The sequence below is a fragment of the Endozoicomonas sp. ALC020 genome (genome assembly GCF_049275935.1).
GTDB lineage: Bacteria > Pseudomonadota > Gammaproteobacteria > Pseudomonadales > Endozoicomonadaceae > Endozoicomonas_A.
The window spans coordinates 6,087,031-6,112,955 of record NZ_CP184830.1 but is presented as its reverse complement, the minus strand read 5'-3'; the positions used below and the strand labels follow the sequence as shown (position 1 = coordinate 6,112,955).

Here is a 25,925-nt window from a genome sequence, read left to right as displayed (position 1 = left end):
AAATTAAACATTTCAAACTCTTTGCTGCCAAAATGATGGATGTATCAGTAATCCCTATATGGTTAAAGCCATATGTACTCATTACTTCATCTTTATGAATATACTCTTCATTCACTAAATAGAGTGTTGGGAGAATTGAATCTAAAAAGACCTTGAATCTGTGTTCAGGTATTTTTTCCAGAAAATTTCAGGCTTCAGCTAAAACCTGAGGAGTAACGACGATTTTTGAAAACTGAGACACATAACCATTAAGCCAATGGAAATCTTGTTCAGAATACATTGTGGTACATATGTAGGTTGATATTTACCAATTAGATATAGAATAAGTAAATTGGTATCCAAGAATGCACCACCGTTCCTGTACTCTATCAATAAATCAGTGAGCATTGTGAAATACTAGATTTTACGAATTTTCATAGAGATTACTTCACCTGTGTTAGCATCGACTTTAAATGTTTTATAGCTTGTTACTTTATTTCCTATGCTTCCAAGTGCGTAAGAATCAGACATGCCAAGAGTAATTAACCAAAAACCATCTTCCAGTTCAACTTCCTCAATTGACAATCTTACCCTCTCTGATGACACATCTTCGAAATACTTTGCTGCTGCTTGAGCCGCTTCTTTTGGGCTAATAGCCATTATATTTTCCCATAGATTATTAATGTTGAGCAGAATAGCGAAGAATCTACTTAAAAACCAGCATCCTCTTTAAGTTGATTAGAGAACTCATCTACATACCCAAAAATAGCTGGCTTTGCAACTTTGGAGCTGAATATGCAGAGGATCTCATACACTGAACAGTTGATTAAGTTAAGTTTTCTGGCTACAACATGGCCCTTCAGGAGGGAATCGTGAATACCAATTCAGCTATCTCAGAGAATGCCACTGAATGTATAAGAAATATCTAACTAAACAGAGCCTCTATTAAATAGCCCACCTTTCTTCGTTTTCTGCTCAACCATCGGTTTATAAAGTGCCCACTCTCTGATGTTGAACAACGTTCTTGCTCGATAGCGGCAATAACCCTCTCTGGTGTCGTATACCTTCGGGTTTGCCAGTTGATATACATGGGGTAATAACAGTGCGCAAAATAGATCAGTTCCTCCAGGTTTCTCGTACGATAACGCCTGTTGCTGGTTAAATGATCAACGGTTACCCCCCATCCCCCATAAAAAGGCTGGCCCCAGCAGTGGACTGTTTTTCCGAGTGTCAGGGCTTCAAAACCTGCCAGAGAGGTCATGACGTGCAACTCATCACATTGCTCTATGCAATCAAAAATATCACCATTCGCCACAACATGGTCAACCCAGTTCAATGCCAGACTGTCAGGAATATGTCCCTCTCTTCCTGCTAAAAGAACATCAGGGTGAGGCTTGTAAACAATAAAAGCATCAGGCGCACAGGTTCTGACTGCCTTGATCAATTCAAGATTGGATGAGATCTCGGGGCTGCCCCATTGAATGGAAGCATCGCTGTCCACCTGACCGGTAATCAGTATCTTGCGCTGATCCGTTCTGGCTGACGCAAACAAGGATTGTTCTGAACCTTGCAGATTATATTTGCTGATTCTTTGCTCTTTCAGCGTTTTACGCAAAGCTTTCGCCTGTTCGAGCTGCTTATCATTGAGCTCAATGGTATTGATCGCAGTTTCAAGATCAGAAGGTCGTGAAGCATCAAAATAGATACCCGTCTGATCCAGAATCAATGAACTGGGTCTTCGCAGGTCTGCGCCGAGACCTACTGAACGAATAAATGCGTCTTCTGCTCTGAAAAGCTTAATATTTGATGGAGGTTTATAATCATGATGTTTAGCTCCCCAAACCAGAACACCATCTCCTGATTTAGCCTTTGCTTCAGCCTGCTGAACTGATTTTACAAACTGAACCTTCTCTGAAATTGCCCGGGTAAAACTCTTTAAAAAGGCTCTTTTCCATAGGCTGAAGCCAACCGCATAGAGTGTTTTGACGGGTTGGCAGCGTGATCTTCTCTGCAGGGGGATAAGTTCAAGAATAGCTTCCAGCTCACACCGTTCAAACGTTTCCGGATCGATATAACGAGTGTATTTCAGGCAGGCAGCAGCAAAGAGGCTTTCAATAGTATGCACTTGTTTTCGACGAGGGCAGGGAACTCGGTCATCGGTTAACCCCCAGCCACTGTAAAAGGGGACACCAAAACAAACGACATTCTTCTTGTGCCAGAGTGCTTCAAAGCCTAATTGAGAGGTAACAACGTAGACTTTTTCAAAATAGGGGAAAAGCGACTGGGCATTAACCTTGTCGGCAAGAATGCGTATTCTGGGATTATCAGGAAGATTGCTGCCGAGGTAGCCCTTTTTGGTACCCAGAACAACATCGGGATGAACTTTTATCCAAACTTCAGAATCCGGATTCTCAGCAAGAGCTGCATTCAGCATTTTATTAAAGCTGGAGTCATCGGCTAACCCAAATTTGACGGAACAGTCCCCGTAAGTCTGATCAACCACAAGAATACGTTTCTGCTCTCCAGCTTCAGGCTTCCAGCTATCTAAAGGCTCATGATTATATTTAGTGATTTTGTTTTCAGTAATCAGAGCCAGAAGGGTTGAAGACCGCTCTTTTAATGCTGAGCTGAACCAGTCTGGATGGTTGAGAAGATCTTCAATATCTGAAGGGCAGGTAGCATCGTAATAAATGCCCCGTTTATCAACGATCAAAGCAAAGCGTTTGTCACCCAGGGCAGGGTGGCCCAGGTAGCTGATAAAGCCGTCTTCAAGGTGCCAATAAGGGACCTGGTGTTTTTCTGCAAGTTTTACAGCCTGTTCTGTGTTGGCTTTTTTACCCCAGCCCAGAACAACGTGAGATGGCTGTATTTTTGTGTAAGGCTTTTTCTTCTCTATGTCATTGCACTGTAAGAGAGCTTTTAGTTCTCTGGCGTCACTGATCCCTTGAGAAAGGGTGATAAAAGCTGGTTTTGGTTTTGGAGAAGACGGCAAGGTAGTCACTGATAGTTGATTGGAATAAATAACCTGGAATCTGAAAATCGACAGGTCTAAAGTGAAAATGTGTAAGACAATGTGTAACTATGGGTGTTACAAGACCTGCCTGCGGTACCTACCTCTCCAAAATCAGAGGTTTTGCCTTATTATCAATATGAGCCTTCAAAGGCTCATGAGTGATTGTTCCATAATCCACTACATCAAACAAATAAGGTGTTGGAAGTTCATCCAGAGCCGCAGCAATACGAGCTACTGTGTGAGGGTTATCGGTGGTTAACCAAATTACGATATCAATATCAGATCCTGCCCGATATGTGCCCATAGCACGGGAACCAAAAATAGCCGCCTGACTGATTTCAGCGAAGCCGGACAAGCAGGCAATAATTTGTTGCAGGGTTGCTTCAGGAAGCCCAAACATCAGGGTGTCACTCGCCCGGTAAAGTAATCTGACAGCGCCACTAAAGCTGGGTGATAACTGTGCTGTATAGCCTTGGCAGCTTGTTGCGCCTTCTGGTTGTCATAGGCATGACTCATGGTATTACGGGCTTCCAGCATATCTATCCATAACTGGCCATCTGATATTATCTGCTGTTGAAATGCCTGCTTAATAACCTGTCTGGGCGACGGTTGAACGTCGATACCCTCATAGTTCAGGTAGTCTTTCAGTACTTTCCAGCCAAGCTCCCAACTGAACTTGAAAGACTGGATCAGGGCGATTCGATATAAAATATCTTCGGGTGCTGCCTGAACAGCAGCTACAGCGGAGTCCAGAACAGCAAGGGCATTCTGATAGTTCTCGAAGCGCTGTTTCCAGCGATTATCAGGCGTTGGGGTCATGTGGATAAATCAGCAATGATAAAAGGATTAAAATAACAGAAAAACGTACATCAGGTGAATTTTTGGATTGTGGTGCGCAAGAACGGTTACCCGAAGCAGCTCTGGTTATTAAACGTCTTATAAGGCAGCACAGAGCCGCAATGATTGCCTCAGTTCTGCAAGAGGTGCTAACTTGTTCAAACGATGACGAACATTATCACCATCCAAGACGTAGGTATGATAACCCTGTCCATGCAGGAGACCGTCAACTGCGTTGGCAACGGTAGACTTACCTGAGCTACTCAGGCCAGTGAACCAGATCAGGCAGGGCTTTTGTGATTTCAGGTTCGAACGTGCTTCTCTGGAAACCCTGTGACTATGCCAGGCAATATTTTCTATAAGACGAAGCTCCGGCTTCGGAGGCTGTAACATGGCAAAATCATGAAAGTGCCAGTTCAGCAAGAGCCTGAGCGGGGAAGTGTGTACTCTTTGAATTCGACACTGATTTTCTCATCGTAACATCAAACTTCCAGTTAAGCTTATACTCGATGTGCTAATGTTTCCCGACCGGCCTTACCCAATTGCTCTGTCGTTAAGTCTGCCAGGCTGATGAAAGAGCAGGGGAGGGGGTTAATCTTTTCCTGTCTTCAAACCAGGCAAAGCTCTTGATAACAGGATTTAATATTAGTTTTAAAAGACTCTGGTATCGCAGACCAGGACAATGCCTGCACAATTATGGGAATGTTGGAGTCACGTAAGGCTTCATTAAACGCCGCTAGCTGAGCGAAGCTATCATTCTCATCTTGCTCATCAGGAAAGTGAACGACAATGTCCAGGTCACTGGCATCATAATTAGTACCTTTTACACGGCTTCCATAAGCCCACAGCATGGTACCAACGGGGAATATCTGCGATGCCAGATCACAGACGGACTTGCGATCTTTTTCTCGTAAATCAATCATCTCTGACTCTTCCTAGATGCTGCACTATAGCTTTCTCCAAGGTAATGGCATCAGCGATAAAACCTGGCAGCAACGTTAGCGTGTATTCAGCAAATTTCTTACCATAATCGTGGGCCGTGTTATTACGATTATCCCGATAAATCAACCAGCGTTCGGTTTCCTCAACAGACAAAAGGCTATGTTGCCCCGCCTGCCTGAAGACTTCTTTGAACACAAGGCGATTTATCGCCTTGGGGCTATGAGCAAAATCCTTCAGACACTTGCGGAGAAGTTTACCAGCCTGTTCGAGGATGATTTCAAACTCTTTCACACAGGCTGAACGGTACATATCGTACTCTATACTGCCTTCTTCACAGCCGAGTAAACGGTTATAAGCAGTATCCAGTGTCTTGATGCAACGAGAAAAAAAAGTAGTGTCTATAGTCATGTGTCTTACTGACAATTGATATTTAGACCATCATATCTCAGAAATTTGATTAGTACAGTCAGTGAAGCTTATTCTCGATGTGTCAATATTCCCGGATGGCCTCACCAATTGTTCAGCAGTTAGCTCTTCAGAGCTGATGTAATGGTGAATGCAGACATCATTCAGGCTCACTAGCTCACTCTCAAGTTATCACCGATAAATTACAACCCAATAATTACGACACATTCAAGTCAATCAAAAAGGCAGGGAGGAATCCGGAGTATAACAGAGTTAAAGGATGTCAAGAATCAAGATCTGACCCCGCTTACTTCTCATTCGCTACGCTACCTGATTAAAATCAATGCGTTCAAGGTTTGCTGTATCGACCACTTGCCTGGCTTTCCACAAGTCAAAGCTTTCCTGAAGTGTCATCCAGCTTTCAGCAGAACCACCCAGTACTTCGGACAATCGAATGGCCATTTCCGGAGAAACACCTGCTTTTTCATTCAACAAACGATTGAAAGTACTTCTGGCCACGCCCAGTTGGTCGGCAATTCTGTTAGCGGTCATTGAGGTGAACGGCTCAATGTAGGTACGGTAGATCAATGCCCCCGGGTGAGGTGGGTTAAATGGTTGTATAGCCATCAGTGGTAATCCTCATAGTTTACGATATAGGCATCACCGTCTTTAAATTCAAACACAATGCGGCGGTTACCTGATACGTTTACGGCTCAAACACATGACATCAGTTTTGTGTTGCCGAGTCTCACCACACGGGTTTCTCCGAGTTTCTTCTTTTGGTTACGCGGCATCAAACCTGACTAGCTTACCTGCCTTATCCAGTTTCTCATGCAAGCTACCTGGACTCAGCTCAAAACCATTAGGCCAGCACAAAGCGCCCAACTCAAGGAAAAAACGGCAAAAATACTGTGAACTCTCCAAGGGTAATGTCATAGCTGTTTTTTTAGACAGCAACGGAGAAAAATCCATCACTCTGTGGGAACCATCAGAGAAAGAAAGTCGAATTTCTTTATCGTATAACCACTCAGCTTTTATCAATTTAATCATAATCAGCTCCCGGAATACGCTCTGGCGGCTGAAGCTCCACTGCTTATTGACAGTTATCAAGCAGTGATGTTTTATGGTCACCACACCAGTCAGATACCAACCTTGCGGCCTTCTTTGGAAGATGGCCATTGAGAACTGTACCATCATTAATACACACCAAAGCCTCGTGACCTTGGGCTGAAGGTTAGATACCTCCGACTACCAATTTATGTCCTGGCTTGCCATGTGATGTCGATTTTACGATGCTGTATCATACAATCTTTGAGATAGAGGTTGATCAGACTTTGATAAGGTACACCCGTTTCTTCTGCCATTTTTTTGAAATATTCAATCACATCTTCACTAAGGCGCATTGTTACTGATTTTTTCAGCTTTGAAGCGTAAGGGTTTCTGCGGGCTTTCATTTTTGAAAAATCATATTCATCTTTCATGATAAGTTCCCTTCATAATAACTGCGCTCAGTATTAGTGGCTTTCCTTGCTGAGATAATACGGATGGTCTCACCATCGTCTCTCTCGCAATGACATACCAGTAAAACACGGGATTGTTGACTCACACCAACCATTAAAAATCTATCTTCGACCTCAGAACTTTCCTCGTCATAAAACTGAATAGCATATTCATCATAAAATATACTTTTTGCCTCCTCGAAGGAGATTCCGTGCTTTTTTCGGTTGGATCGGTTTTTAGTCTGATCTCATTCAAATTTAATCGTATGTACACTGTATGTGCGTGTTGGGATCTGTCAAGTTTTATTGAGGCGTGACGCGCAGCAAATCATGCAATTGCCTCCTCAGCAAGGGCTTCAGCGAGAGAGCCTGTACCCATATTGGCAATAGCTCTTGCCTTGAGGGAAGCAGGACAACGGGTGATGTTCATGAGCCTTAACAAGTTGATGGCCACGCTGGAAAAAACACAAGAGGAAAACTGGCTTGAAAGATAAGTGCAGCAACTGATGTATTCAAGTTGGCTGATACTGGATGAAATCAGTTACTTCCTCATGCATCAGGATGAAGCGTTCGTGATACAGGACTCATTACTGCATTACGCAACCACTCTGAATTATCAAGGGTCAAAGCTACTGTGAAGGAGAAACGAAAAGCAGGACTTCTGAAAGACTCTACCGGAAAGAAGTAACCAATTGAAAGAAAAAGGAATGAACTTAACCGTTGATTTGAGGTCAAAAACACTACTGAAAACGGGTCACCGCAAAGCGGTGGAAGAAGGTCATTTTAAAGGGGAGTTAACATCGCAGCCAATCAGTTATCTTGTGCCAGGAAAAGGGTAAGAGAGTCACTGTTATTGAATAGAAGTTTGGAAATGCATATCCAACAACTAACTGTTTAAAATCTGAAAAGATCAAACCGCTTCGTTCAGAGTACGGCTTGAAGATTCCACATCCAGGATCAGTTGGTTTGCGTTGTTCAGCATATCCTGTTTATCCAACTGTATAAGATGTTCAATAGCCTCAACCCATGAATCCACCCTGTCATCAATAACTAAGCCTGCGTTACTTTCTTGTATCTTGTTCGACAAAGGAAAGCGAGCAGAGTATATACCCACAGCATTCTGACGACAGATATCAAGCATTTTGGTATGGGATCGTGAATGATTAAACGAGGTGTTCATCAGAGGTGCCAGACCAATATCCATGGTTCTTGATGCAGTCATGGTGAGATAGTCTGGCCAGGGCATGGGATGGAGGATCTGCACACGGGGAATACCTCTGGCTGCTTTATACAGTGAATGGTCACCGATGAGTTCAAACCAGGTATTCAGGTTGCGTGACTGGACTTTTCTGATAACGCTTAAAACAAAACTCCAATCTTCCTTATGAGAGCTGCTACCGTGATAAAAACATCGAACTAAAGGCAGTCTTTCTGTTTCTATCTGGGTGGGAGAGAGAACAGCTTCTGCCGGTAACTGATATTTTTCTGCCAAGTGCGTTGTGGAAACCCAGACCCTGTCACACACCTTAGTAAGCAGAGGTTTTGCTTTTTTGTACCAGGAAGAAAGACGTCTGCGATAAGAGCTTGGCAGCGTGTCATCAAGATGAGCACCCGGCATATCGTCGTCAATAAACCAAATCACACCAGTTGGCATAACAGTGGCATTAATAAGGTATTTTAAAATATTGAGAGGAACATCTCTGACCAAAATGATCAGGCAACCGGTGGTGATTGAATTGGATAGCTGTGCCTGAAAGTCATCGCGGCTAATATCAATTTCGGTATATTTTTGAACCTGATGATTTCTATTGCGAAAGTAGAAGTCAATTGTTGGGGAAATGGACTTACCAACGACAACGATTTCCCCATTCCATTTTTCAGAATATTTCTTTCTCGTTCTGAACAGACTTGGCTTGGATCTAAATCTGGCTAGCATAAGTTATATTCTGAGAGAGAAGTCTTCTTTTGTGTGAGTCAGGTTAGGATTATAGTAAGGGTCTGACTCTATTTTACCCTTCCATTTTCTCTTCATATAAGCGAACTCTTTTTCAAATCGAGCTTTTTTTTCAGGGGTGTCATCCAGACCGCGACTAATCGATTCATGGTGATAGAGTTCTGCATAGGGCGTCCACAAGTTTCTATAACCCGCTTCTCGAACTTTTAAACAGAAATCAACGTCATTAAAAGCGACTTTAAGATGGTCTTCTTCCAAACCATTAACTTCCAGATAAATATCTTTTCGGACAACTAAAGTCGCAGCAGTCACAGCAGAAATATTTTGGACGCAATTCAATCGATTCATATGGCCATTCTGGCTGCGTTTAAAATGTTTGTGTGAGTGTCCGGCAACACCACCAAGACCACAGATGACGCCTGCATGCTGAATAGTATCATTTGCATAGTACAGTTTTGCGCCGACACAACCAATTTCGGGTCGCAAGGTATGGGATACCATTTCCGTTAACCAATTACCTGAAATGACCTCAATATCATTATTGATTAGACCAATCACGGAACCAGTGGCATGCGTAACGCCATAGTTGTTTATGGCTGAATAATTAAAAGGCTGGTCGTAATCGATAATCTTTATTTTCTCGTGATTCTTTATCTCTTCGAAGTAGCTCAGCGTATCGGTACAAGTTGTTTGATTGTTCAGGATTATAATTTCAAAATCGGTGTAGGTGGTATTTTTCAGGATACTTTCTACACATTGACTGAGTATGTCAAAACCATCTCTTGTTGGGATAAGCAGACTAACTTTAGGTAATGTCGTAGGCAGTGGCCATTGAATCTTATGTGCACCTTTGTAAGATTCTACTTTGATATCGGGATTTATTTTTGAAAAATGATCCCTAATGCAGCTTAATCTAGCTGTAGGTTCAACACTGCTACCATCTCTATACAGATTATGAGCAAGAATATGGGGAACATGAGTAACTTGGTTCGGCTTAAGGCTACATGACTGTTCTAGCAGGAATTTATATACTCCCAGCCCAATATTGTCTGTCTTTATTAAAGAAGTCGAATCTATAAAATCCTTTCTGAATGTCACAAAACCAGAAATATAGTCTTGTGCGTAAAACAGATCAGGTGACCAATCTGGCTTCAAATTAGGAGAACTGTACTTTCCTTTCTCTAATAGATCTTCGTCTGTATAGATGACTAATGAGTCAGTATTATTATTTATGCTTTTTAAAATAAAATAAACGGCATGCTCGCTAAGAAAGTAAGGCTTGTTAATAAATGTAATGTACTTTCCTTTTGCCGAAGATATTAGTTCGTTTTTTGTATATGATTCTTTCTTTAGATCGAATAATTTGATGTTTTTTGAGTTTTTTAAATTATCAAGATTTATAGGGTTTAAATCTTTAGTTTGATCCGTGCTGATAATAACTTCAAAGCATCTGTGAGTCTGATTATTTAATGAGTCTAAAATGCTGGAAATATAAGGCGATCTTAAAACGGAGCTGTCTAGTATGATAGAAATTATCTCAGAAGAATGAATATTTTTATTTTCTTCTGATAATGTTCTTGTTAGGTAAAGCTTTCTCCACTCATGATAACTTATCACCTCTTGATTTCGTAGAAAGCATAGCTCATATTTTTCTTTTAGATCCTGAATGGACTCATTGAGATATTGTTTTCCAAGTATACTACTGACTTTTTTTCTCATAAACTTTTCTGCATATGAGGATGTCAGTTTTGATAATTCAAAATCCTCTATTGTAAATTGAAACTGCTCATTACTGGGATCAAAACGGATTGAGGTGGGTTTTTCTGAAAAGTAACATATTTTTTTAAAAAGAGATCCTGATTTTAAAGGTAGTCGGATAGCTGTGCTTTCACTCATACCCGTTCCATAATTTACATAAAGCTTGGCATCCAATCTGGGAATAGAGGCCTTTACTTTAAGTGTTAGCATGTACCAGCCTTTAGGCATGGAGCCATAGCGCTTTAAAATAAAGGCAGGATCTTTATCAATAGCTCTCCACTCATAGTCTGAAGACTTTTCCAAGTCGGAAAATGGAATAAGAGAAAAGTTCATCTTTCTCTCCAGCCATCGGCCTGCTTCACCTGTAAGGGAGAGTAAGCCTTTAAAGTGCTTGAACGCAGAATTCCTGGTTTGGTGGTATCTACTTAGTAAAAGCTTATATTCAATGTTTTTTACCTCACTTCGAACGTCCTGATAAAAGCGATCCATACTATCATCAATTTCATCATTCATGTCGTGGGCCTTAAAAAAGCCATCTTTTCTCAATTCATTGACGGTAGCTCTACCTCGTCGCTGTTTGCGAGTCTTGAACTCTTCAAAAGACTTAACAACGTAGTGGTTTATACGGACGGGTGACCAGTCAATAGTTTCACTGGAACCATGACGGTTTCTCTCATAAAAGCTGAAGGTTTCTCCAGTGATTTTTACATACTCACCTTTTGATAAAGCAACCTTATGAGGATTAAGGAACTGTTCGCAGTAATCGGGCTTTACCAGAGTTTTTATATGCCGGTTGACACCTGTCGACTGCTTGGCTCTGTATTTGAAACGCTCAATAACCGGTTCATCTATATACTTTTCGTGACCGGAAGAGCCAAAGATTGCCCAGTTCAGTGCAATGGCACCTATAGAATTGTTATGTAGTAAAGGTGTTAAGTTTTTCTTAAGAGAAACCCCTTCTTCAGGAACTATAAACTCATCGGCATCAATAAAAGCCAACAGGTCTACAAGATGACCATACTCTCTCAGTATGAGGTTATAAGCAGGGACCTGTGGCCCCTGCTCATTTTTTGTAGGATAGGCAATACGAGTGATATAGCCTGCCTGATCCAGATCTTTCAGAAGCTCGGTTGAGCCATCATCACTGATGTTATCAGCAATGAAGAACTGATCGACTCCGATCAAGCGATGAAAAGCCAGCCATTCGAGAATATAAGGCTTTTCATTTTTAAATATCGCAGCTATACCTAATTTCATATCTACTGTTGTGAATACCAGCTTTAAAGTGAAAGTTAACACGTTTCCAGGAGCGATTTCAGATACTCTCTGAACACAGCATTTAGTTCAGGATGCCGTAAAGCATATTCAACATTTGCTTTCATATGACCCAGTTTACTTCCGCAGTCGTAACGGGTACCGTCGAACTCATAAGCGTAAATATTCTCTTCTTCGAGCAGAGCCGCAATAGCATCAGTTAACTGTATTTCACCACCTGCACCGCGAGTTGTATTTTCAAGAAGTTCAAAAATTCGCGGCTGCAACACATAGCGACCGACAATCGATAAATTGGAAGGCGCTTTTTCAACAGGGGGCTTTTCAACCACACCTTTGAGCCGATAGAGACGATCACTCAGTTTAATGGGATCAATGACACCGTATTTATTCACACACTCTTTGGGCACTTGCTCTACGGCTACGACTGAGCATTTATCTTCCTGTGCCATTCCTATCATCGTATTCAGGCAGGGCGTCTTTGGGCAGTGAATCATATCGTCAGCTAATAAAACCGTGAAAGGTTCATTGCCTACGATATCTTTTGCACAAAGCACGGCATGGCCTAATCCCAGGGCCTCTTGCTGGCGTACGTAAAAACAGTTTACACCCTTTGGAAGTATGCCTTTAACAATCTCAAGCAGCTCATTTTTACCCGCTTGCTCAAGCTTGTACTCTAGCTCAAAATTTTTATCAAAATGATCTTCAATAGATCGTTTGGTCCAGGAAGTAACGAAAATCAGGTCAGTGATACCTGCAGCGATCGCTTCTTCAACGGCATATTGAATTAAGGGCTTATCCACTACGGGGAGCATTTCCTTTGGGCAAGCTTTAGTTGCTGGCAGAAAGCGAGTGCCCATACCCGCTACAGGAAATACGGCTTTTTTGATTTTTGAATTCATAAAACTAGAAGGCTGTCAGGAATCAGGATAGTTAAGGCTTTGTTTAGTCAGAGCCAAAAAGGTCACGAGTATAAACTTTGTCTGCTACGTCAGCTAACTCATCGACCATACGGTTTGAGACGATAACGTCAGAAATATTTTTAAACTCGGTAATGTCTTTCACCACTTTTGAGTGAAAAAACTCTTCTTCTAGCAAAACCGGTTCATAAACAACGACTTCAATACCTTTAGCTTTTATACGTTTCATTACACCCTGAATAGATGAAGCGCGAAAGTTATCAGAGCCTGCTTTCATAATCAAACGGTAGATACCTACTACTTTGGGGGCTTTTTTGATTATGGATTCAGCAATGTAATCTTTTCGGGTTGTATTGGCATCAACAATAGCCCGGATAATATTATTGGGTACATCTTGATAGTTAGCCAAAAGTTGCCTGGTATCTTTTGGCAGGCAGTAACCGCCGTAGCCAAATGAGGGGTTGTTGTAGTGCTTACCGATTCTTGGGTCCAGTCCTACGCCATCAATAATCTGACGTGCATCCAAGCCATGGGTTTCTGCATAGGTATCCAGTTCGTTAAAGTATGCAACACGCATCGCTAAATAGGTATTGGAAAATAACTTTACTGCTTCTGCCTCTGTTGAGTTGGTAAACAAAAGGGGTATGTCTTGCTTAACAGCACCTTGAATCAGCAACTCTGCAAAACGTTCTGCTCTTTCAGAGCATTCACCTAAAATGATTCGTGACGGATAGAGGTTATCGTGCAGTGCTTTCCCTTCCCGTAAGAATTCAGGCGAGAAAATAATATTTTTACAGTTCAGTTTGTCTTTGATTCTCTCAGTATAACCAACAGGTACGGTGGACTTAATCACCATAACTGCTTCCGGATTGATAGCGATGACAGTTTTTATCACAGCTTCCACAGAACTGGTATCAAAAAAATTGGTTTCAGGGTTGTAATCTGTAGGCGTAGCAATGATAACAAAGTCAGCATTCTCATAAGCCTCTCTGGGGTCTGTTGTCGCTCGCAGATTCAGAGCTTTGTTAGCCAGAAAATCCTCGATCTCGGCATCAACGATAGGCGACATCCTGTCGTTAATCATATCGACCCTGCGGGGTACAATATCGATGGCTTTGACTTCATTATTTTGGGCAAGAAGTACGGCGTTGGACAATCCAACATAACCGGTGCCTGCAACTGCTATTTTCATTGACATAAGATTTAATATTTATAGATGAGTGAATATTATTGAACACTCATTATTATGAGAAAAATTACTTAGAGTTAAGATGCCAACCAACCGGAATAGATTGTGTCCAACTGCTGGCAGAATATATTGGAAGAAAATGTTTCGGTTACTTTTTTGATGCCCGCTAAACCCAGTGCTCTTCTATGTTCGGAGCAGCGCGCCAGGAGTTCTGCACGTTTCAATAAGCCATCAATATCGCCCAGATGAACAAGGTAACCATTGACACCATTATCAATAAGTTCCGGGATGGCACCCCAGCGATAGCCTATAACAGGTCGACCAGACGCCATGGCCTCGGCAATGGTGCGTCCAAATGATTCTTGAAAGGTTGAGAGGTTTAAAACAACATCTGCATTCTCAAGTGCTTCATTGGGTGTTTGTGCATAGCCATGGTACACAAGATTATCTGGTTTATTTTTAGAGTTAAGTCTGGCCCCAGTGTATTCATTCTCAGGGCCTATCAACACGAATTGAGCATTTTTGATGCTGTTTTCAGCCCTCCTGGCCAGCTGAATAAAATCATCAATTCCCTTTTTAGGTATATTGCTACTGATCAGAGCAAAACGAACCGTTTTATCATTGGATGGTGCATAAGGAGTAGTGCATTCATCAACCGTATTGTATAACAGCTGACTTCTATCTTCAGAGCCGACAAAGCGGGCAGTACAGAGCGAATTAACGATAAAACCATCTGCCCACTTGTTAATATTGATTTTGATTCTTTCAGGATTAGAGCCAAGAGCTTCGCAGAGATCATGATCCAGTTCCGGTAGTTCTCTCACATGCATAAGACCGGGTATACCCGATTCTTTTGCTGCCATTATCGGCTCCCTGAGGACTAGTGTATTGGCATGAAGCAGATTGACTTTGTATTGTTGAATGACAGCTTTGAATTGATCAACCGTCTCTCTGTTTACGGGTCTCTTTTCATGCCACCATAAATAGGGTATGACAATAATGTAACTTGCAAAGTCCTTCAAGGCATCCAGATACTCAGGGCTCCCTGTTTCAGGAAGAGTAATAATCAAGCGGTAATCATTGATGCTGACGGCCTTGGCCAAATCGAGAAAGCTGCGTTCCGCACCGAAAAGCGTTTTACCTGCGGCATGAGCACAGAGTAAAACGGTTGGTCTATCAGTAGATACAATCTGACTACCCTGATAAACAGGGTATAACGCTTTGCCAAAATATAAGCCTGGACGTTGAATGGATTCCGGGGCAGTGAAAGCTCTCTGCGCCGGGTTAAACTCCATATACAACGAGCTGTCTTTTTTTGCTTGCTGGTGCCAGCTTCGGGCAGCATCCATATAATCCTTACGAAGACCACCGAACTGTGTTCGCCAGTGGGTCTCGGAGGTGCCCGTCAGACTATTCTCTGAGCATCTGCCAAACGATAATGGAACGCCTGGCAACACTTCATACAGGCTGTTATCGCCATAATTACTGGCTATACGGTAGTAGAACTCAGTGTCTGCATTGATGGAAACTCTATCCCAGTAGCCCAGCTGTTCAAAAACCGATCGATGAAACATCAATGATGAAACGTTGCGATGTACCCAACTGGATTCCTGGCGCCAGGAACCAAAGACAAGCTCACCAGAACAACGAGCCCAGTGCGAAGTAGTCGCTTTAATGACGGAGGACTTTTTAAAAGCTTGAACCTGATATTCGATTTTCTGGCAATGAGACCAGTCATCACTGTCATGGGTGGTTATATAGTCGCCACGGGCAACTTTAATGCCTGTATTTCTTGCAGCATAGGCCCCCTGATTGCAATGTTGCTGAATGACTTTAACTCTTTTGTCCCGTTCAGAAAATAATTCAGCAATGCTCAGCGAATTATCGGTACTGCAATCATCGACAATAAGAATCTCAAGGTTCTGATGGGTCTGATTGAGCAAAGATTCAATCGCTGTTGGTAGTGACTTTTCAGCATTGAAAACAGGAACGATCACCGTGACCAATGGCTGTTCAGAACATTGATACACAAAACTGGATTTTGTAGTTAAATTATCTAGGTTCAAACCCCTGTCAATGCTCTTGTAGTCGGGCACCAGCAATTTATTTAATCGATACAAGCGCACTAATGAAGATAGTCCATCTCTTTTACTGTTCTGGTCTGTCTGCTCAAGAGAGCACTGCATTAATGCAATATCCGGTTGATGTTTAAACGACTTCTGAAGTTTATTGAGTAACTCTCTGGCTGAAGAAATATCACCACATTTCAGGAGTGCGCAGAATATCAGTATGAAAGGGCCATCATGAGCCAGAAAATCTTCACGCGCCTTCTGGAAGTCGTTACTTTGAATGGCTTTCAGCAAAGATTTTGCAACAGGCAGAGCTGCTTGCCATTGTCCCTGGCTTGCATACCATCTCGTAAGAGCCCAGTGTGAGTAAAGCCTTTCTGCATCGCAACCATGGTTTAATAGTTGACCCAGCTTTTTAACGCTTGAATCAACATGATCAGTCTTATTCCATAACTGCTTTTCAATTTCTATGGCTTGCAGTGATCTTGGCAGTCTGCCTTCATTTTTTCCGTATCGAAGAAAATGTAACAGTGGGTTTATGCCTGATGCTTTAACGTCAGGGTTGTTTTCCAGATACCACTCAATGGAGAAACGAGGGGAGGGGGAACAGCCCTTGAGCCAGCCTATTGTGCAGAAGTGTTCAAGGGCTGTTAAATCATCATCACCCTCCTTGAGGTATTTCTCCTGGTAGGCCTTTTGATCGAAATAATCTGAGGTCTTTATTAGTTGGATGTCTTGCATAATTCTAAAAACAACAGAATGCAGGCAGATCTTATTATCAAGGAATTTAAATTTTTCAGGCCATGTAAACCAGATGCACATTCAGCATCAAGGGTTCACCCTGATCAATGAAATCGCTGGATCAGTTGCAACAGATGATCTACATTGGAAGGTCAACGGAGTTAAACATTAAGAGGTCATCATGGAAAACCTTTATGAGTCCGACTATCACGGCTGGATCGCCCGGCAACGTGAACTACTGAAAAACAACAGGCTTAACGAACTGGATATACCCAACCTGCTAGAGGCAATGGAACAGGAAATGGGGAACAACCATCATACCCTTGAGTCACATCTGAAGATTCTTTTATTGCATCTGCTGAAATACCAACATCAGGTAGAGGTTATCAATCCGGTACTGCCGGTGCCGTATAATTGTCGTGAATGGTTTGCAAGCATAGACAGGGCCAGGGATGATATAAGGTCGTTACTTCGCAGAAACCCATCTCTGAAACGAGAGACCGGCGCAACACTCTGTGAGGTTTATCACAGTGCCAAGCGCATGGCCATTAAAGAAATGAATCGCTACGTGCAGAAGCATCAGCAGCTCGATAATAACAGTTACCCACCCGAGTGCCCATGGATCTTCGAGCAAGTGATTGAGGATGACTGGCTACCCTGCGATTAAGTCGGCTACTTTGAAGTTTTACCCGTTTTGGACGAAGCGACGACTTAATTAGAATTGTTTGACATATGTCATGATAGGTCGTTTTGAATTATTGGCCCGTAGTTTTAAAGTCAAGGTACTCTTGTGGTACACCGCAAAAAATCACTTCCTCCGAGGCAATAAGGTCATAACCCACAAAAGCCCCTCTAGAAATCAACAGGTTGTATAAAGGCGCAACGTATAACTCGGACTTTTCCCACTCAGACTCTGGTCTTGAGGCATATTCCAGATAGATCTCTTTAAAGTCACTCATATTGGAGAAGTAATAAAGCCCAGTACAACAGAGATCAGAGATTGGATTTTTCTCAGTCGTTTTTATCACTCTCTGTGGCTGAGCTTCATCAAGTTTGATAAATGACCAGTTATCACCTTCTCCTCTAAATACCTCAAGGTAGCCATCCAGCTCTTCAAGATTATCAGGGTAGGTAAAACCGGGTCTGAAGGTATCAATATTAAATATCGTAATAGATTCCTGAGAATTAATCTCCTCCAGAGCAAGATAGACTGTCTCAGCCTGGCCTCTTGTCTCTTCATCCAGTACATGAATTTTATAGGCACTGATACCCAGCTGTTCTAGTTCATCCCGTACAAAGTTAGCCGTACCATACACATCCCTGATGATAAACAGGAACGTCTCTGTCTCAAAATACTGTCTGAAACTCTCGACTGCATGTCTGAAGAGGCTTTTGCCATGAGCCTCAAGCATGTATTTAGGCTGCTCATAGCCTGCTTTGAAAAATCGGGAACTTAAACCCGCCATAGGCATGACAATCATTCAGCCTCCTCAAATCGTACGTTGCCACTCTCTATCAGCATGCGATACAGACGTAATGCATTAGCAATCATTGCCATTTGCCCTTCAGGGCGATCCGAATGTAGTGGCAGCATAGAGAGGAACAGGTGAATCGTGATGGCCAGAATTTGTTTTTCAGTCTCTGGCTGTTGATGAAAGAAGCTCTTCCGGAATGTTTCCTGAATCTCCAGAAGGCGCTCTGCATCAGGAAAATTCAGATAAAACTCACCGGCTTCAGGTCTGGATTCGAGTTCAAACCGTTGTGCAATAATCAAGTCATAAAGACCAATCACCGAGTGATAGAGCTTGGCGATGTCATAGCGACGGTCACCATAAATCGTGAGATTACCTTCATTGTCTACGCCCCTCGGGTCAATCAGTTTGATTGCCTGCACTCTGGAGTCGTAGAGGATGTTACTAAAGCAGAAATCACCGTGGGCCACTCCAACATCACCTGGCACCGCTCGCTCAATCAATTGGGCCGTTTCATGAGCAATATCCAGCAAAGAGGGTAGCGCTGCACCATTGAATGTAAGAGATTTATTGAGGTCAAAGTCTCTTTGAGCCGCAAAGTCCTCTAGCCGAGTTAACGTTTTTGGCAGGTACAAACTAACCAACTGCTCTGGAGTAATGGCCTTCAGTGGTTGATGGCCTTTGAAAGCCACACTTACTTCTTGGCAGGCTTGAAAGATCTGATGCCAGACACTGCCAGGCAGTCTGCCATAAACAAACATATCGTTCAGGGGCAGCAGGTAGAGATATTCCAGGGAATAGGTGGCCAGTTCGTCTTCGGTACGATCGCTGACCAGATGTGGCGTAAAAATTCTAAGCTCTTCCGGAAGGGTCTTAAACCAGTTCGCTTCAGCCTGCATCTTCAGTCGCTTTTTACTGGCTTTCTCAACAACACGAGGTGTGATGGACATCTCGTTAAACTCGCGCTGAGTAGTGATCAGGGTTCTGGAACGGAAAAAGGTATTGATATGACCAAAATCGAGCCACTCTTGCGTGTCAAGTCCCTTAAGGCGGCAGTGCTGGCTGTAATGTTTCAGTCCCTTAACAAAATCCCCGCTGTTTTTAGCCACCCCCTGGATAAACAAATAGGGCTGACTGAAAGAGAAATAGCCTGACAGTACCCAGTATCATCGCCAGCCCAGGCATCTTCAATTGAACCATTCATCAAATTGCCACGAGAAACCGTAGCGCGGTGATAATACCCTTTATTCTGGGCGATGGATACGTAGTCCAACAGATTAAAGTCAGCTCCGCAAATCAGTGTATCGCCATGAAGAATCTGTAATTGTTGATAGGCGTTACCGGTACTGTTCCAGCAATAAAGAATAGATTCACCCAGACTCAGACCTGTCGGTACAGGTATAATGGTGACTCCATGCTGATCCAGAAACGACTGATCATGGCTTTCCAAAATAAAATCTTCAGGCAGTGAGAGAAAAATATCACTCTCTGTAGCAGCTATCTCTTCCAATTGATAACAGAAAAGGCGTTTGTTTCCAACTGGTAGAAAGGAGGGTGGGAGCTGACCGATTTCAGAAACTAAGTCGGGGGAGACATAAGCCCCGGAGGTGATTAAAAACATAGTTTTATTGTTTCCTGTACTCGGCTTCCCTATCAAGCAGCTGATTAATGCCTTCAGGGCTTAACTCAGCAAACTCACTGGGTCGAATGGCCCTGTCATCTATGTAGAACCCGTCGTGGCCACACCAGGGTTTGCCGACAATGATTTCGTCGTAAGGTACTTTGTGTTGCTCAAGCCACTGAGTAATCACCGGCAAGGTGTGAATGTTGATCCTGCCAACATTCCCTTCATAAGTACGCATATTACGTGCGGTATGAATGGTAATGATGAAGCCTATTTTCCGATAAAGTCTTAACTGTCTAATAACATCCAGATTAGGTTTAACATTTTTGTAGTCATTAGTGTCAGCTTTAGTGATGGTTCCGTCGAGGTCAATAATTAGCTTCTTCACACTGTGTCCTCAGCTCTAAATATCTCATTCGTATCAAAAATACTTAACAACTTTGGGTTTGAAAAACCATTATGGGTAATATTGCTTTTTTTGCATTCAGCTCCATTAAGCCATGCTTCAATACCACAATTAGTATGGCCGGTATACTCTGAGGAAAATGCACTAATGATTCTGGTCAAGCGGGTTGATAAAAGATCACCACCATGTACATCCAATATTTTTGTCATCAAAGCAGGGTTACCAACTATAATTTGATCTCCAATGCCAAAGCCCCACTCTCTAAATATCCAACCGCCATCATTTTCAACATATACGAGGTTTTGATCGCAAACTTTTTCTGTATCAAAGAATGTATTATCAGATTTATATGTGATATCAGGTCTCACTTTAACTATCTTGCTATATTTTTTAAAATGATTTTTACCTAATGTTCTAATCCAAAAGCTATTATGGTAATACATTTTTTCAGATCTAAACATTTCATTGTATGGATACTCTTTATCATTTTTAATATTTATATGACAGGTATTTGCATCTTGTAAAAGACTGCCTAAACGGGCTTTTATCTCTGAGTCAATAGCTATAAATTTTTTGCTGATTTTTTGAGAAATTTTTTTCAAATCATCTTTGGTTTTATTTTCTTTAATCCATGCTACCGCATCTTTTTCAAATAACCTCTCTAACCTTTCCCATGTTACAGATGTAGTGCCAATATCATTCCAAGTGCTTACAAAAAAATCACAGTTATGGATGTTTTCTATATGTGAGACCAAAGATGCTATACCGTTTTCAAAACCTCGAAGCTGACCGGTAATAAATATTGCTACTTTATCTTTACCTTTAATTCCCTTTACGCTTTTCTCTTTTGCTAGAATCAAAGCGCTAATTCTTTTTTCGAATGCCGATCTGATATCTGATGAATAGTAGCATTCATTATGTTCTAATAAATTTAAAAACCGCTTAAGGTAAAAGATTTCTTTTTCCTTTGGGAATATCTGAAAAGCTGTAGCAGCTAATGCAACATAAAGAATTAAAGAAGGTGAAAAAGGTGTATTTAGACTAGGCTTTTCACCAACCAATTTTTCAAATAAAAACGAAGCTATTTTTTTTCTAGACATTACCCTTAGAAGTTTTTCCTTTTCTAGGCATGATAGAAAGGATAATGCATCATCATACAAGATAAATTGGCTTGGAAAGGCAAATGCTAGATTATATAAAAAAACTTCATCTTTTTTATTGGTTTTGATCAGGAAATTGTTTTTAGAAAAATGATCGTCAAGAATATCGCAAACTATATTCCAAGAGTAAAGACGCTCACCGTCTGCATCTTCTTTTAGTTTACAAATGAATGATTTGCTAGCTAAAAGATCGACAATCTCATTCATATCTAACGCACTTTTTTGCAAAGCACTTTTTACATTTGTTAAAGAAAGTTTCATGAAAAGTAATTGGTCAATAATATATTAAAAAATAATAGGCAGTAAAGGAATATAGTAATTGATTATTTAAAAACAAGGTAGAGCTGTGAATGACCAACTAACCAGTTAGTAAAGAAACTTGCAATTCTGCATTTGAATAAGTTTGATTTATATAAGCTTTTAGTGAATCTACATCACTAGCATACTTAATAACTTCGCTCCAGTGCATCTTATAGACTTCTCTTTCATTATGCTCACCTAATGAGGCAATCGTTGCACTAAACTGTTCCAGAAATTTTTTTTTCAGTAGAAGCATATCTATGTTGAAAACTTTATTACTAATATCAGATGGCTCAGGATTAAGTTTAACTAGTGAATCAGTTACAACTTCTACCTTATACTTCTCAAAAAACCTTAAATTAAACTCGAAATCTTGATGCCTTCTATAACTCTCATCAAAACCATTTATTGAAAAAACTGAAGAACGCTTGTAGGTGGCTGTGTTTGTGTGTAAATAGTGTTTTGAGTATTCAAGCAACAACAGCTCTTTTGTTAAATCGCCTGCTGTATATCTATTGATGTCATTTTTTGGTGAATTCCATCCAATAAAACCGCAATAAACGCCACCAACAATAGGGCCTTGTTTTTCCAAAAAAGCTACACTTTTCTCAAGGCGGCCAGGTAAATAAATATCATCATCATCTAAAAAGGAGATATACTCACCTGTAGAGGCGAGAATTCCAGTGTTTCTTGCTGATGCACCGTTTCGATTTTTTTTATGTTCAATAAATTTAATTAAGACATCTGGAAATTCTATTTTTATCTTATTAACAATAGCTCTAATCTCATGATTATATTTAGACTCTTGTCCTGTATCATTAATAACCAAAATTTCTTTATTAGAAAACCTTTGCTCTGCAACAGAGTTTAGTGCATTTCTAAGATTTTTAGGACGTTTATAAGTTGGAATTATTACCGATACTCTTCCAGGTACAACCTCTATTGTTCGTACTTTATGTTCCTTTAGAGCACCAATATAGCTATCACTACCTAGTTGTTTCTCTAAGATGTACTTTTCAATATCTTCTTCATACAGTACATCATTTTGACCAATGGTAACCCAGTAATCACTATCAGGATAATAAATATCTTTATTACAACTGTGTTTGCCGATCCAAGTAAGATTGTCAAAATTATGTATTGGTCTTAGTCCATCATCACTTAAAGCATACAATCTAAGGTTGAATGTAGACACCTTTGCTTTGCTGAATAAGCTTGCATACTTAAGACTTTTAGCCGATTGAATCAAGACAGAAACTGATGGAGAGGGCAAGGGGAATTCAAAATTTTCAGGTACCCATCTCATTTTTTCTGCATGTTGAAGCTGATCTCGACCATCCCTGATATTACTATCAGTCACATCTGGCATCACAATATTGGGGTAGGAAACAAAGCACTTTCCTAAGTATCTTTCATATATTTCACCCATCGGCAGATGGTCAAAGGGCGCTTCAAACGCTGACTCTGCTTCGATCAATTCTGAAAGTATATTACCCCTTAAACCAATAGCGAAAGATCCACATGTATCCAGCTGCCTTGGATAATAAAATCCATCTTTCTCAGCATTGGCTAGTTCAACAGAATTCCAGCCATATTGTGAGGCACCAAGCTGAATTACTTTCCAATCTGGATCAATTTTATTTAGAAAAGCTTGAAAGTCAGTTTCAAAGTTGTTCGATAAAATAATATCATCTTCAAGTATTAAAAACTTATCGTAACCCTTTTCTAGAGCATCTTTCATTATATTGATATAGGTATATATATAACCAACAGCTCCAGCCGATTCGATAAAGCCTTTACCGCGCCATATCTCACGCTCATTCATCTCCTTATACCGTATTAGACTACCTAATTGTCTCTTTTTATATTCTTCGTATTTTTTTAATGGTTCACCTTCATATCCATTTACAGCATTCCAGAACTGGAAATTCACACCTTTAATTTTTAGATGTTTAGAAATTCTTAGTTTTTCTTTTACTGATTTCTCCAAATTGACAACATATACATTATCAAAGTAATCATTTAATAAATGATATTTATTTTCATAGTTTAAGGAAAGTGAAGGTCTTGAATTTACTGTCTGATTTTTTGGCAGCGGAAATGTTATACGACCTTCTTTACTCCCACAACGTATAAAATGAACAAGTGGATTTATACCTGCTTTACATACATCAGGATGGTGCTCTAGATATTTTGCTGTATTAAATTTTTGTGACGGATTTCTCCCAATTCGCCAACCCAGGTTAGCATAGTGATTTGCTGGGCATAGATTGGCTTTTTTTACATCGGGGTATTGTTCAAGGTACCACTCGGCATCAAAGAGATCCGAGTTTTTAATATCCCTTAAAATTGACTCAGGCATAATATTTTTTATAGCAGGTTGAATGAAAATAAAGGCTGACAATGCATCAGGCTTTTTCGATAAAACGGCCTTCGCTTTGACCAAACTGGATGTAATGCAGCAATGGGTTCACACCGGCTTCTTTAACATCCTGATAAGTATTCAGATACCAGCTGCTATTAAAGTCGGCTGATGGGTTATGATTCTTTTTAGCTCCAAGCATCAGGTAGTGCGCAATAGCCCCGGCTTTATATTGAGCCGCTTCTGGGTAGGATTGGGTGTACCACTGGATATCGAATAATCCGGACTGTTCAATCAATGCGATCTTTTCTTTCAGTTTTGCGTTTGCAGCCTGTCTTTTCCCTAGTACATTAAAGCTCTGTGCCAAGCGTTTTTTGTAAGCTGTTTTTGCCTTCGTTTTTTCTTCAGCACCGGTAACAGTTTGCCGTTTGATTTGTTGCTCTTTCTCTTCCAGCATCGAAGTCAGCATAGCCAGTTCATCAAAACGCTGTTGTAGGGACTGTTCCAGTCGGCGGTTCTCCTGCTTTAGCTCTTCTATGGTCAAAGCTGCCTGTTTCTGATCCGCTTCTAACAACTGGTTATTCTGTTCCAGCCGTTGAATTAACTTATCCTGTTCTATCAATTTCTGGGTTGCGCCGGTCAGCTCCACCCCTGCCTTTTGATTATTACCCTGTTCGTATTTTAATTGTTCAGTCAGTTTTGTGATTTCCGCTAAACGGGCTTTATTGGCCTCTGTCAGGGATTGTTCCAGCGCCTGTTGCAGTTTTGTTTGCTCAACCCTGGCTGCCTCTAGTTCGGTTTCTGTCTCATTAAGCAATGTAGTCAGTTTGGCCAGTTCATCAAATCGTAAACTGATAGAATCTTCAAGAGCTTGCTTTTCTTCACTCTTTTTTGAATCTTGCCGTTTCAATTGTTCAACATCATCCTCTAATGTCTCAATTTTTCTCTGACTGTTATGAGATTCATTTCTGAATGATGTGAGTTGTTTTTCGATAGCTGCTTTCTCGTCAGCCAGGATTTTTAGATTTTCTTTAATATCAGTTCTATCTTTCTCGGCTATCTTAAGTTGAGTAATGGCAGCTGCTTTTTCTTTATCAATTAATAGCAGCTTTTCTTGTTGCTGAAGAATATCATTGTTGAGTTTATCCACCCTTGATTTATTGGTCTGACTTAACCAGCTATCATAACAGGCTCTGCCCAGTCTTCTGTATACGTCATGTAGAACTCGATTACCAGAATTGTTCGATCCGCGATTACAGAGTGATTGCACTCTGGCCGTTTGCTCCTGACCAAAAGCAACGAGCAATAGCCCATTACCATGAGTGAATTCAAAAGTGGGGTAGGTGTCTTTCAGTTTTCTGCAAATCGGTTTGAGTTCTTTTTTCTGGCTACCGTGAACCAGGACAACGGATTTTTCTGACAGTTTTTTTTGCCATTTATCCATCAATCCTTTATCGAATAAAATAGCGTTATTGTATTTTAATAGAAAAAGATCAATAGAATTATTATCATATTCATTAATGAGCTCTTTACCGGACTCTTTAGAAATTAATGAAAACTCCTGATAATGTTCATGATTATAGTCATTGATTTTTTGATAATTATCAAAGTTACTGCTCACTGTAGCATGGCAGAGTGTTTCAAGATTTAGTTTGTCCACTGCCTGACATAATGCAAAATAAGAGCTGGCAGCCGACATTTCTGTTTCGAGAATTCTTGCAGGCTCAAGAGCTTCTGTCAGCCAGAAATAAAAGGGTATATGTTCCAGCCATTCTGATTCTTCCAGGTATCTTGGTCGCCAGAACATAGCTTTGGAGGATAATGTGGGCAAAATGCTATTGCTGGTATCAATTATATTTTTTAATTCGGTCATAGTTGATTAGCTTCAGAACTGAAATGGTAATATTTGGGAAAAGTGTTTTATGGCTGAAAAGCTATTCTTCTTGAAAGACGTACGCACATTAAACAACTAAAGGCTTAATGCCACAGCGGTACTCATAGCAATCTAATAAATAACTTTCAT

24 protein-coding genes and 2 pseudogenes are annotated in these 25,925 nt (G+C 41.0%); 2 read left to right on the top strand and 24 right to left on the bottom strand.

The window, feature by feature from the left end; all coding sequences use genetic code 11:
- Positions 1-396 precede the first annotated feature (396 nt).
- From ACOJUO_RS22585 to ACOJUO_RS22530, 12 genes and pseudogenes are all read right to left on the bottom strand, one after another.
- Positions 397-639 carry a hypothetical protein gene (locus ACOJUO_RS22585; RefSeq protein WP_422138248.1) on the bottom strand — a complete coding sequence of 81 codons (243 nt, stop codon included), beginning with the start codon at positions 637-639 and terminating at the stop codon, positions 397-399.
- A gap of 265 nt (positions 640-904) precedes the next feature.
- Complete coding sequence (locus ACOJUO_RS22580) at positions 905-2,971, bottom strand: capsular polysaccharide biosynthesis protein (protein ID WP_422138247.1); 2,067 nt, start codon at positions 2,969-2,971, stop codon at positions 905-907.
- 118 nt (positions 2,972-3,089) lie between these two features.
- Complete coding sequence (locus tag ACOJUO_RS22575) at positions 3,090-3,392, bottom strand: nucleotidyltransferase domain-containing protein (protein ID WP_422138246.1); 303 nt, start codon at positions 3,390-3,392, stop codon at positions 3,090-3,092.
- Positions 3,392-3,811, bottom strand: a complete 420-nt coding sequence (locus ACOJUO_RS22570) for a nucleotidyltransferase substrate binding protein (protein WP_422138245.1) — start codon at positions 3,809-3,811, stop codon at positions 3,392-3,394. The genes ACOJUO_RS22575 and ACOJUO_RS22570 overlap by 1 nt, the downstream gene beginning before the upstream one ends.
- A 117-nt stretch (positions 3,812-3,928) precedes the next feature.
- Positions 3,929-4,222 carry an adenylyl-sulfate kinase gene (locus ACOJUO_RS22565; protein ID WP_422138244.1) on the bottom strand — a complete coding sequence of 98 codons (294 nt, stop codon included), beginning with the start codon at positions 4,220-4,222 and terminating at the stop codon, positions 3,929-3,931.
- A 215-nt stretch (positions 4,223-4,437) separates the two neighbouring features.
- Positions 4,438-4,752 (bottom strand): nucleotidyltransferase domain-containing protein, encoded by a 315-nt coding sequence (locus ACOJUO_RS22560; RefSeq protein ID WP_422134137.1) that lies wholly within the window; start codon positions 4,750-4,752, stop codon positions 4,438-4,440.
- On the bottom strand, positions 4,745-5,179 hold the full coding sequence (locus ACOJUO_RS22555; protein WP_422138243.1) for a nucleotidyltransferase substrate binding protein: 435 nt from the start codon (positions 5,177-5,179) through the stop codon (positions 4,745-4,747). Before ACOJUO_RS22555 ends, ACOJUO_RS22560 begins: the two co-directional genes overlap by 8 nt.
- A 318-nt stretch (positions 5,180-5,497) precedes the next feature.
- On the bottom strand, positions 5,498-5,803 hold the full coding sequence (locus ACOJUO_RS22550) for a HigA family addiction module antitoxin (RefSeq protein WP_422138242.1): 306 nt from the start codon (positions 5,801-5,803) through the stop codon (positions 5,498-5,500).
- Between the two features lie 156 nt (positions 5,804-5,959).
- Positions 5,960-6,226 (bottom strand): DUF2442 domain-containing protein, encoded by a 267-nt coding sequence (locus ACOJUO_RS22545; protein ID WP_422138241.1) that lies wholly within the window; start codon positions 6,224-6,226, stop codon positions 5,960-5,962.
- Between the two features lie 43 nt (positions 6,227-6,269).
- Positions 6,270-6,392, bottom strand: a pseudogene (locus ACOJUO_RS22540) (DUF4160 domain-containing protein); the annotation flags it as partial.
- Positions 6,393-6,432: 40 nt separating this feature from the next.
- Positions 6,433-6,657 carry a CopG family antitoxin gene (locus ACOJUO_RS22535; protein WP_422134133.1) on the bottom strand — a complete coding sequence of 75 codons (225 nt, stop codon included), beginning with the start codon at positions 6,655-6,657 and terminating at the stop codon, positions 6,433-6,435.
- Positions 6,654-6,911 (bottom strand): annotated as a pseudogene (locus ACOJUO_RS22530) (BrnT family toxin); the annotation flags it as partial. The pseudogene ACOJUO_RS22530 and the gene ACOJUO_RS22535, both read right to left, overlap by 4 nt.
- Before the next feature lie 456 nt (positions 6,912-7,367).
- Here ACOJUO_RS22530 and ACOJUO_RS22525 point away from each other — a divergent pair.
- On the top strand, positions 7,368-7,514 hold the full coding sequence (locus tag ACOJUO_RS22525) for a hypothetical protein (RefSeq protein WP_422138240.1): 147 nt from the start codon (positions 7,368-7,370) through the stop codon (positions 7,512-7,514).
- Positions 7,515-7,585: 71 nt separating this feature from the next.
- On the opposite strand, the gene ACOJUO_RS22520 is transcribed toward ACOJUO_RS22525, so the two are convergent.
- The 5 genes from ACOJUO_RS22520 to ACOJUO_RS22500 all read right to left on the bottom strand — a co-directional run bounded on the left by ACOJUO_RS22520 (position 7,586) and on the right by ACOJUO_RS22500 (position 16,578).
- Positions 7,586-8,611, bottom strand: coding sequence for a hypothetical protein (locus ACOJUO_RS22520; protein WP_422138239.1), 1,026 nt, complete (start codon positions 8,609-8,611; stop codon positions 7,586-7,588).
- A 3-nt stretch (positions 8,612-8,614) separates the two neighbouring features.
- Complete coding sequence (locus ACOJUO_RS22515) at positions 8,615-11,644, bottom strand: glycosyltransferase (protein WP_422138238.1); 3,030 nt, start codon at positions 11,642-11,644, stop codon at positions 8,615-8,617.
- 35 nt (positions 11,645-11,679) lie between these two features.
- The gene (gene galU, locus ACOJUO_RS22510) at positions 11,680-12,561 is read right to left on the bottom strand and encodes a UTP--glucose-1-phosphate uridylyltransferase GalU (RefSeq protein WP_422138237.1); all 882 of its coding nucleotides are present in this window, start codon (positions 12,559-12,561) and stop codon (positions 11,680-11,682) included.
- Positions 12,562-12,604: 43 nt separating this feature from the next.
- On the bottom strand, positions 12,605-13,771 hold the full coding sequence (locus ACOJUO_RS22505; protein WP_422138236.1) for a nucleotide sugar dehydrogenase: 1,167 nt from the start codon (positions 13,769-13,771) through the stop codon (positions 12,605-12,607).
- Positions 13,772-13,845: 74 nt separating this feature from the next.
- Entirely contained in the window at positions 13,846-16,578 is a 2,733-nt protein-coding gene (locus ACOJUO_RS22500) for a glycosyltransferase (RefSeq protein WP_422138235.1), read from the bottom strand.
- A 181-nt stretch (positions 16,579-16,759) separates the two neighbouring features.
- Between ACOJUO_RS22500 and ACOJUO_RS22495 the strand changes: the two genes are divergently transcribed.
- Positions 16,760-17,245 carry a DUF29 domain-containing protein gene (locus ACOJUO_RS22495; RefSeq protein WP_422138234.1) on the top strand — a complete coding sequence of 162 codons (486 nt, stop codon included), beginning with the start codon at positions 16,760-16,762 and terminating at the stop codon, positions 17,243-17,245.
- A gap of 88 nt (positions 17,246-17,333) precedes the next feature.
- Here ACOJUO_RS22495 and ACOJUO_RS22490 read toward each other — a convergent pair whose 3' ends face one another.
- The 7 genes from ACOJUO_RS22490 to ACOJUO_RS22460 form a co-directional block, all read right to left on the bottom strand.
- Positions 17,334-18,059 carry a glycosyltransferase family 2 protein gene (locus ACOJUO_RS22490; protein ID WP_422138233.1) on the bottom strand — a complete coding sequence of 242 codons (726 nt, stop codon included), beginning with the start codon at positions 18,057-18,059 and terminating at the stop codon, positions 17,334-17,336.
- Positions 18,056-19,159, bottom strand: a complete 1,104-nt coding sequence (locus ACOJUO_RS22485; RefSeq protein WP_422138232.1) for a hypothetical protein — start codon at positions 19,157-19,159, stop codon at positions 18,056-18,058. The genes ACOJUO_RS22490 and ACOJUO_RS22485 overlap by 4 nt, the downstream gene beginning before the upstream one ends.
- Complete coding sequence (locus ACOJUO_RS22480) at positions 19,123-19,671, bottom strand: hypothetical protein (protein WP_422138231.1); 549 nt, start codon at positions 19,669-19,671, stop codon at positions 19,123-19,125. The genes ACOJUO_RS22485 and ACOJUO_RS22480 overlap by 37 nt, the downstream gene beginning before the upstream one ends.
- A gap of 4 nt (positions 19,672-19,675) precedes the next feature.
- Positions 19,676-20,062, bottom strand: coding sequence for a capsular biosynthesis protein (locus ACOJUO_RS22475; RefSeq protein WP_422138230.1), 387 nt, complete (start codon positions 20,060-20,062; stop codon positions 19,676-19,678).
- Entirely contained in the window at positions 20,059-21,501 is a 1,443-nt protein-coding gene (locus tag ACOJUO_RS22470) for a hypothetical protein (protein ID WP_422138229.1), read from the bottom strand. Before ACOJUO_RS22470 ends, ACOJUO_RS22475 begins: the two co-directional genes overlap by 4 nt.
- A 97-nt stretch (positions 21,502-21,598) precedes the next feature.
- Entirely contained in the window at positions 21,599-23,986 is a 2,388-nt protein-coding gene (locus tag ACOJUO_RS22465) for a glycosyltransferase (protein ID WP_422138228.1), read from the bottom strand.
- Positions 23,949-25,775: a hypothetical protein gene (locus ACOJUO_RS22460; RefSeq protein WP_422138227.1), complete on the bottom strand. Its 1,827-nt coding sequence runs from the start codon at positions 25,773-25,775 to the stop codon at positions 23,949-23,951. The genes ACOJUO_RS22465 and ACOJUO_RS22460 overlap by 38 nt, the downstream gene beginning before the upstream one ends.
- Positions 25,776-25,925: the final 150 nt, after the last annotated feature.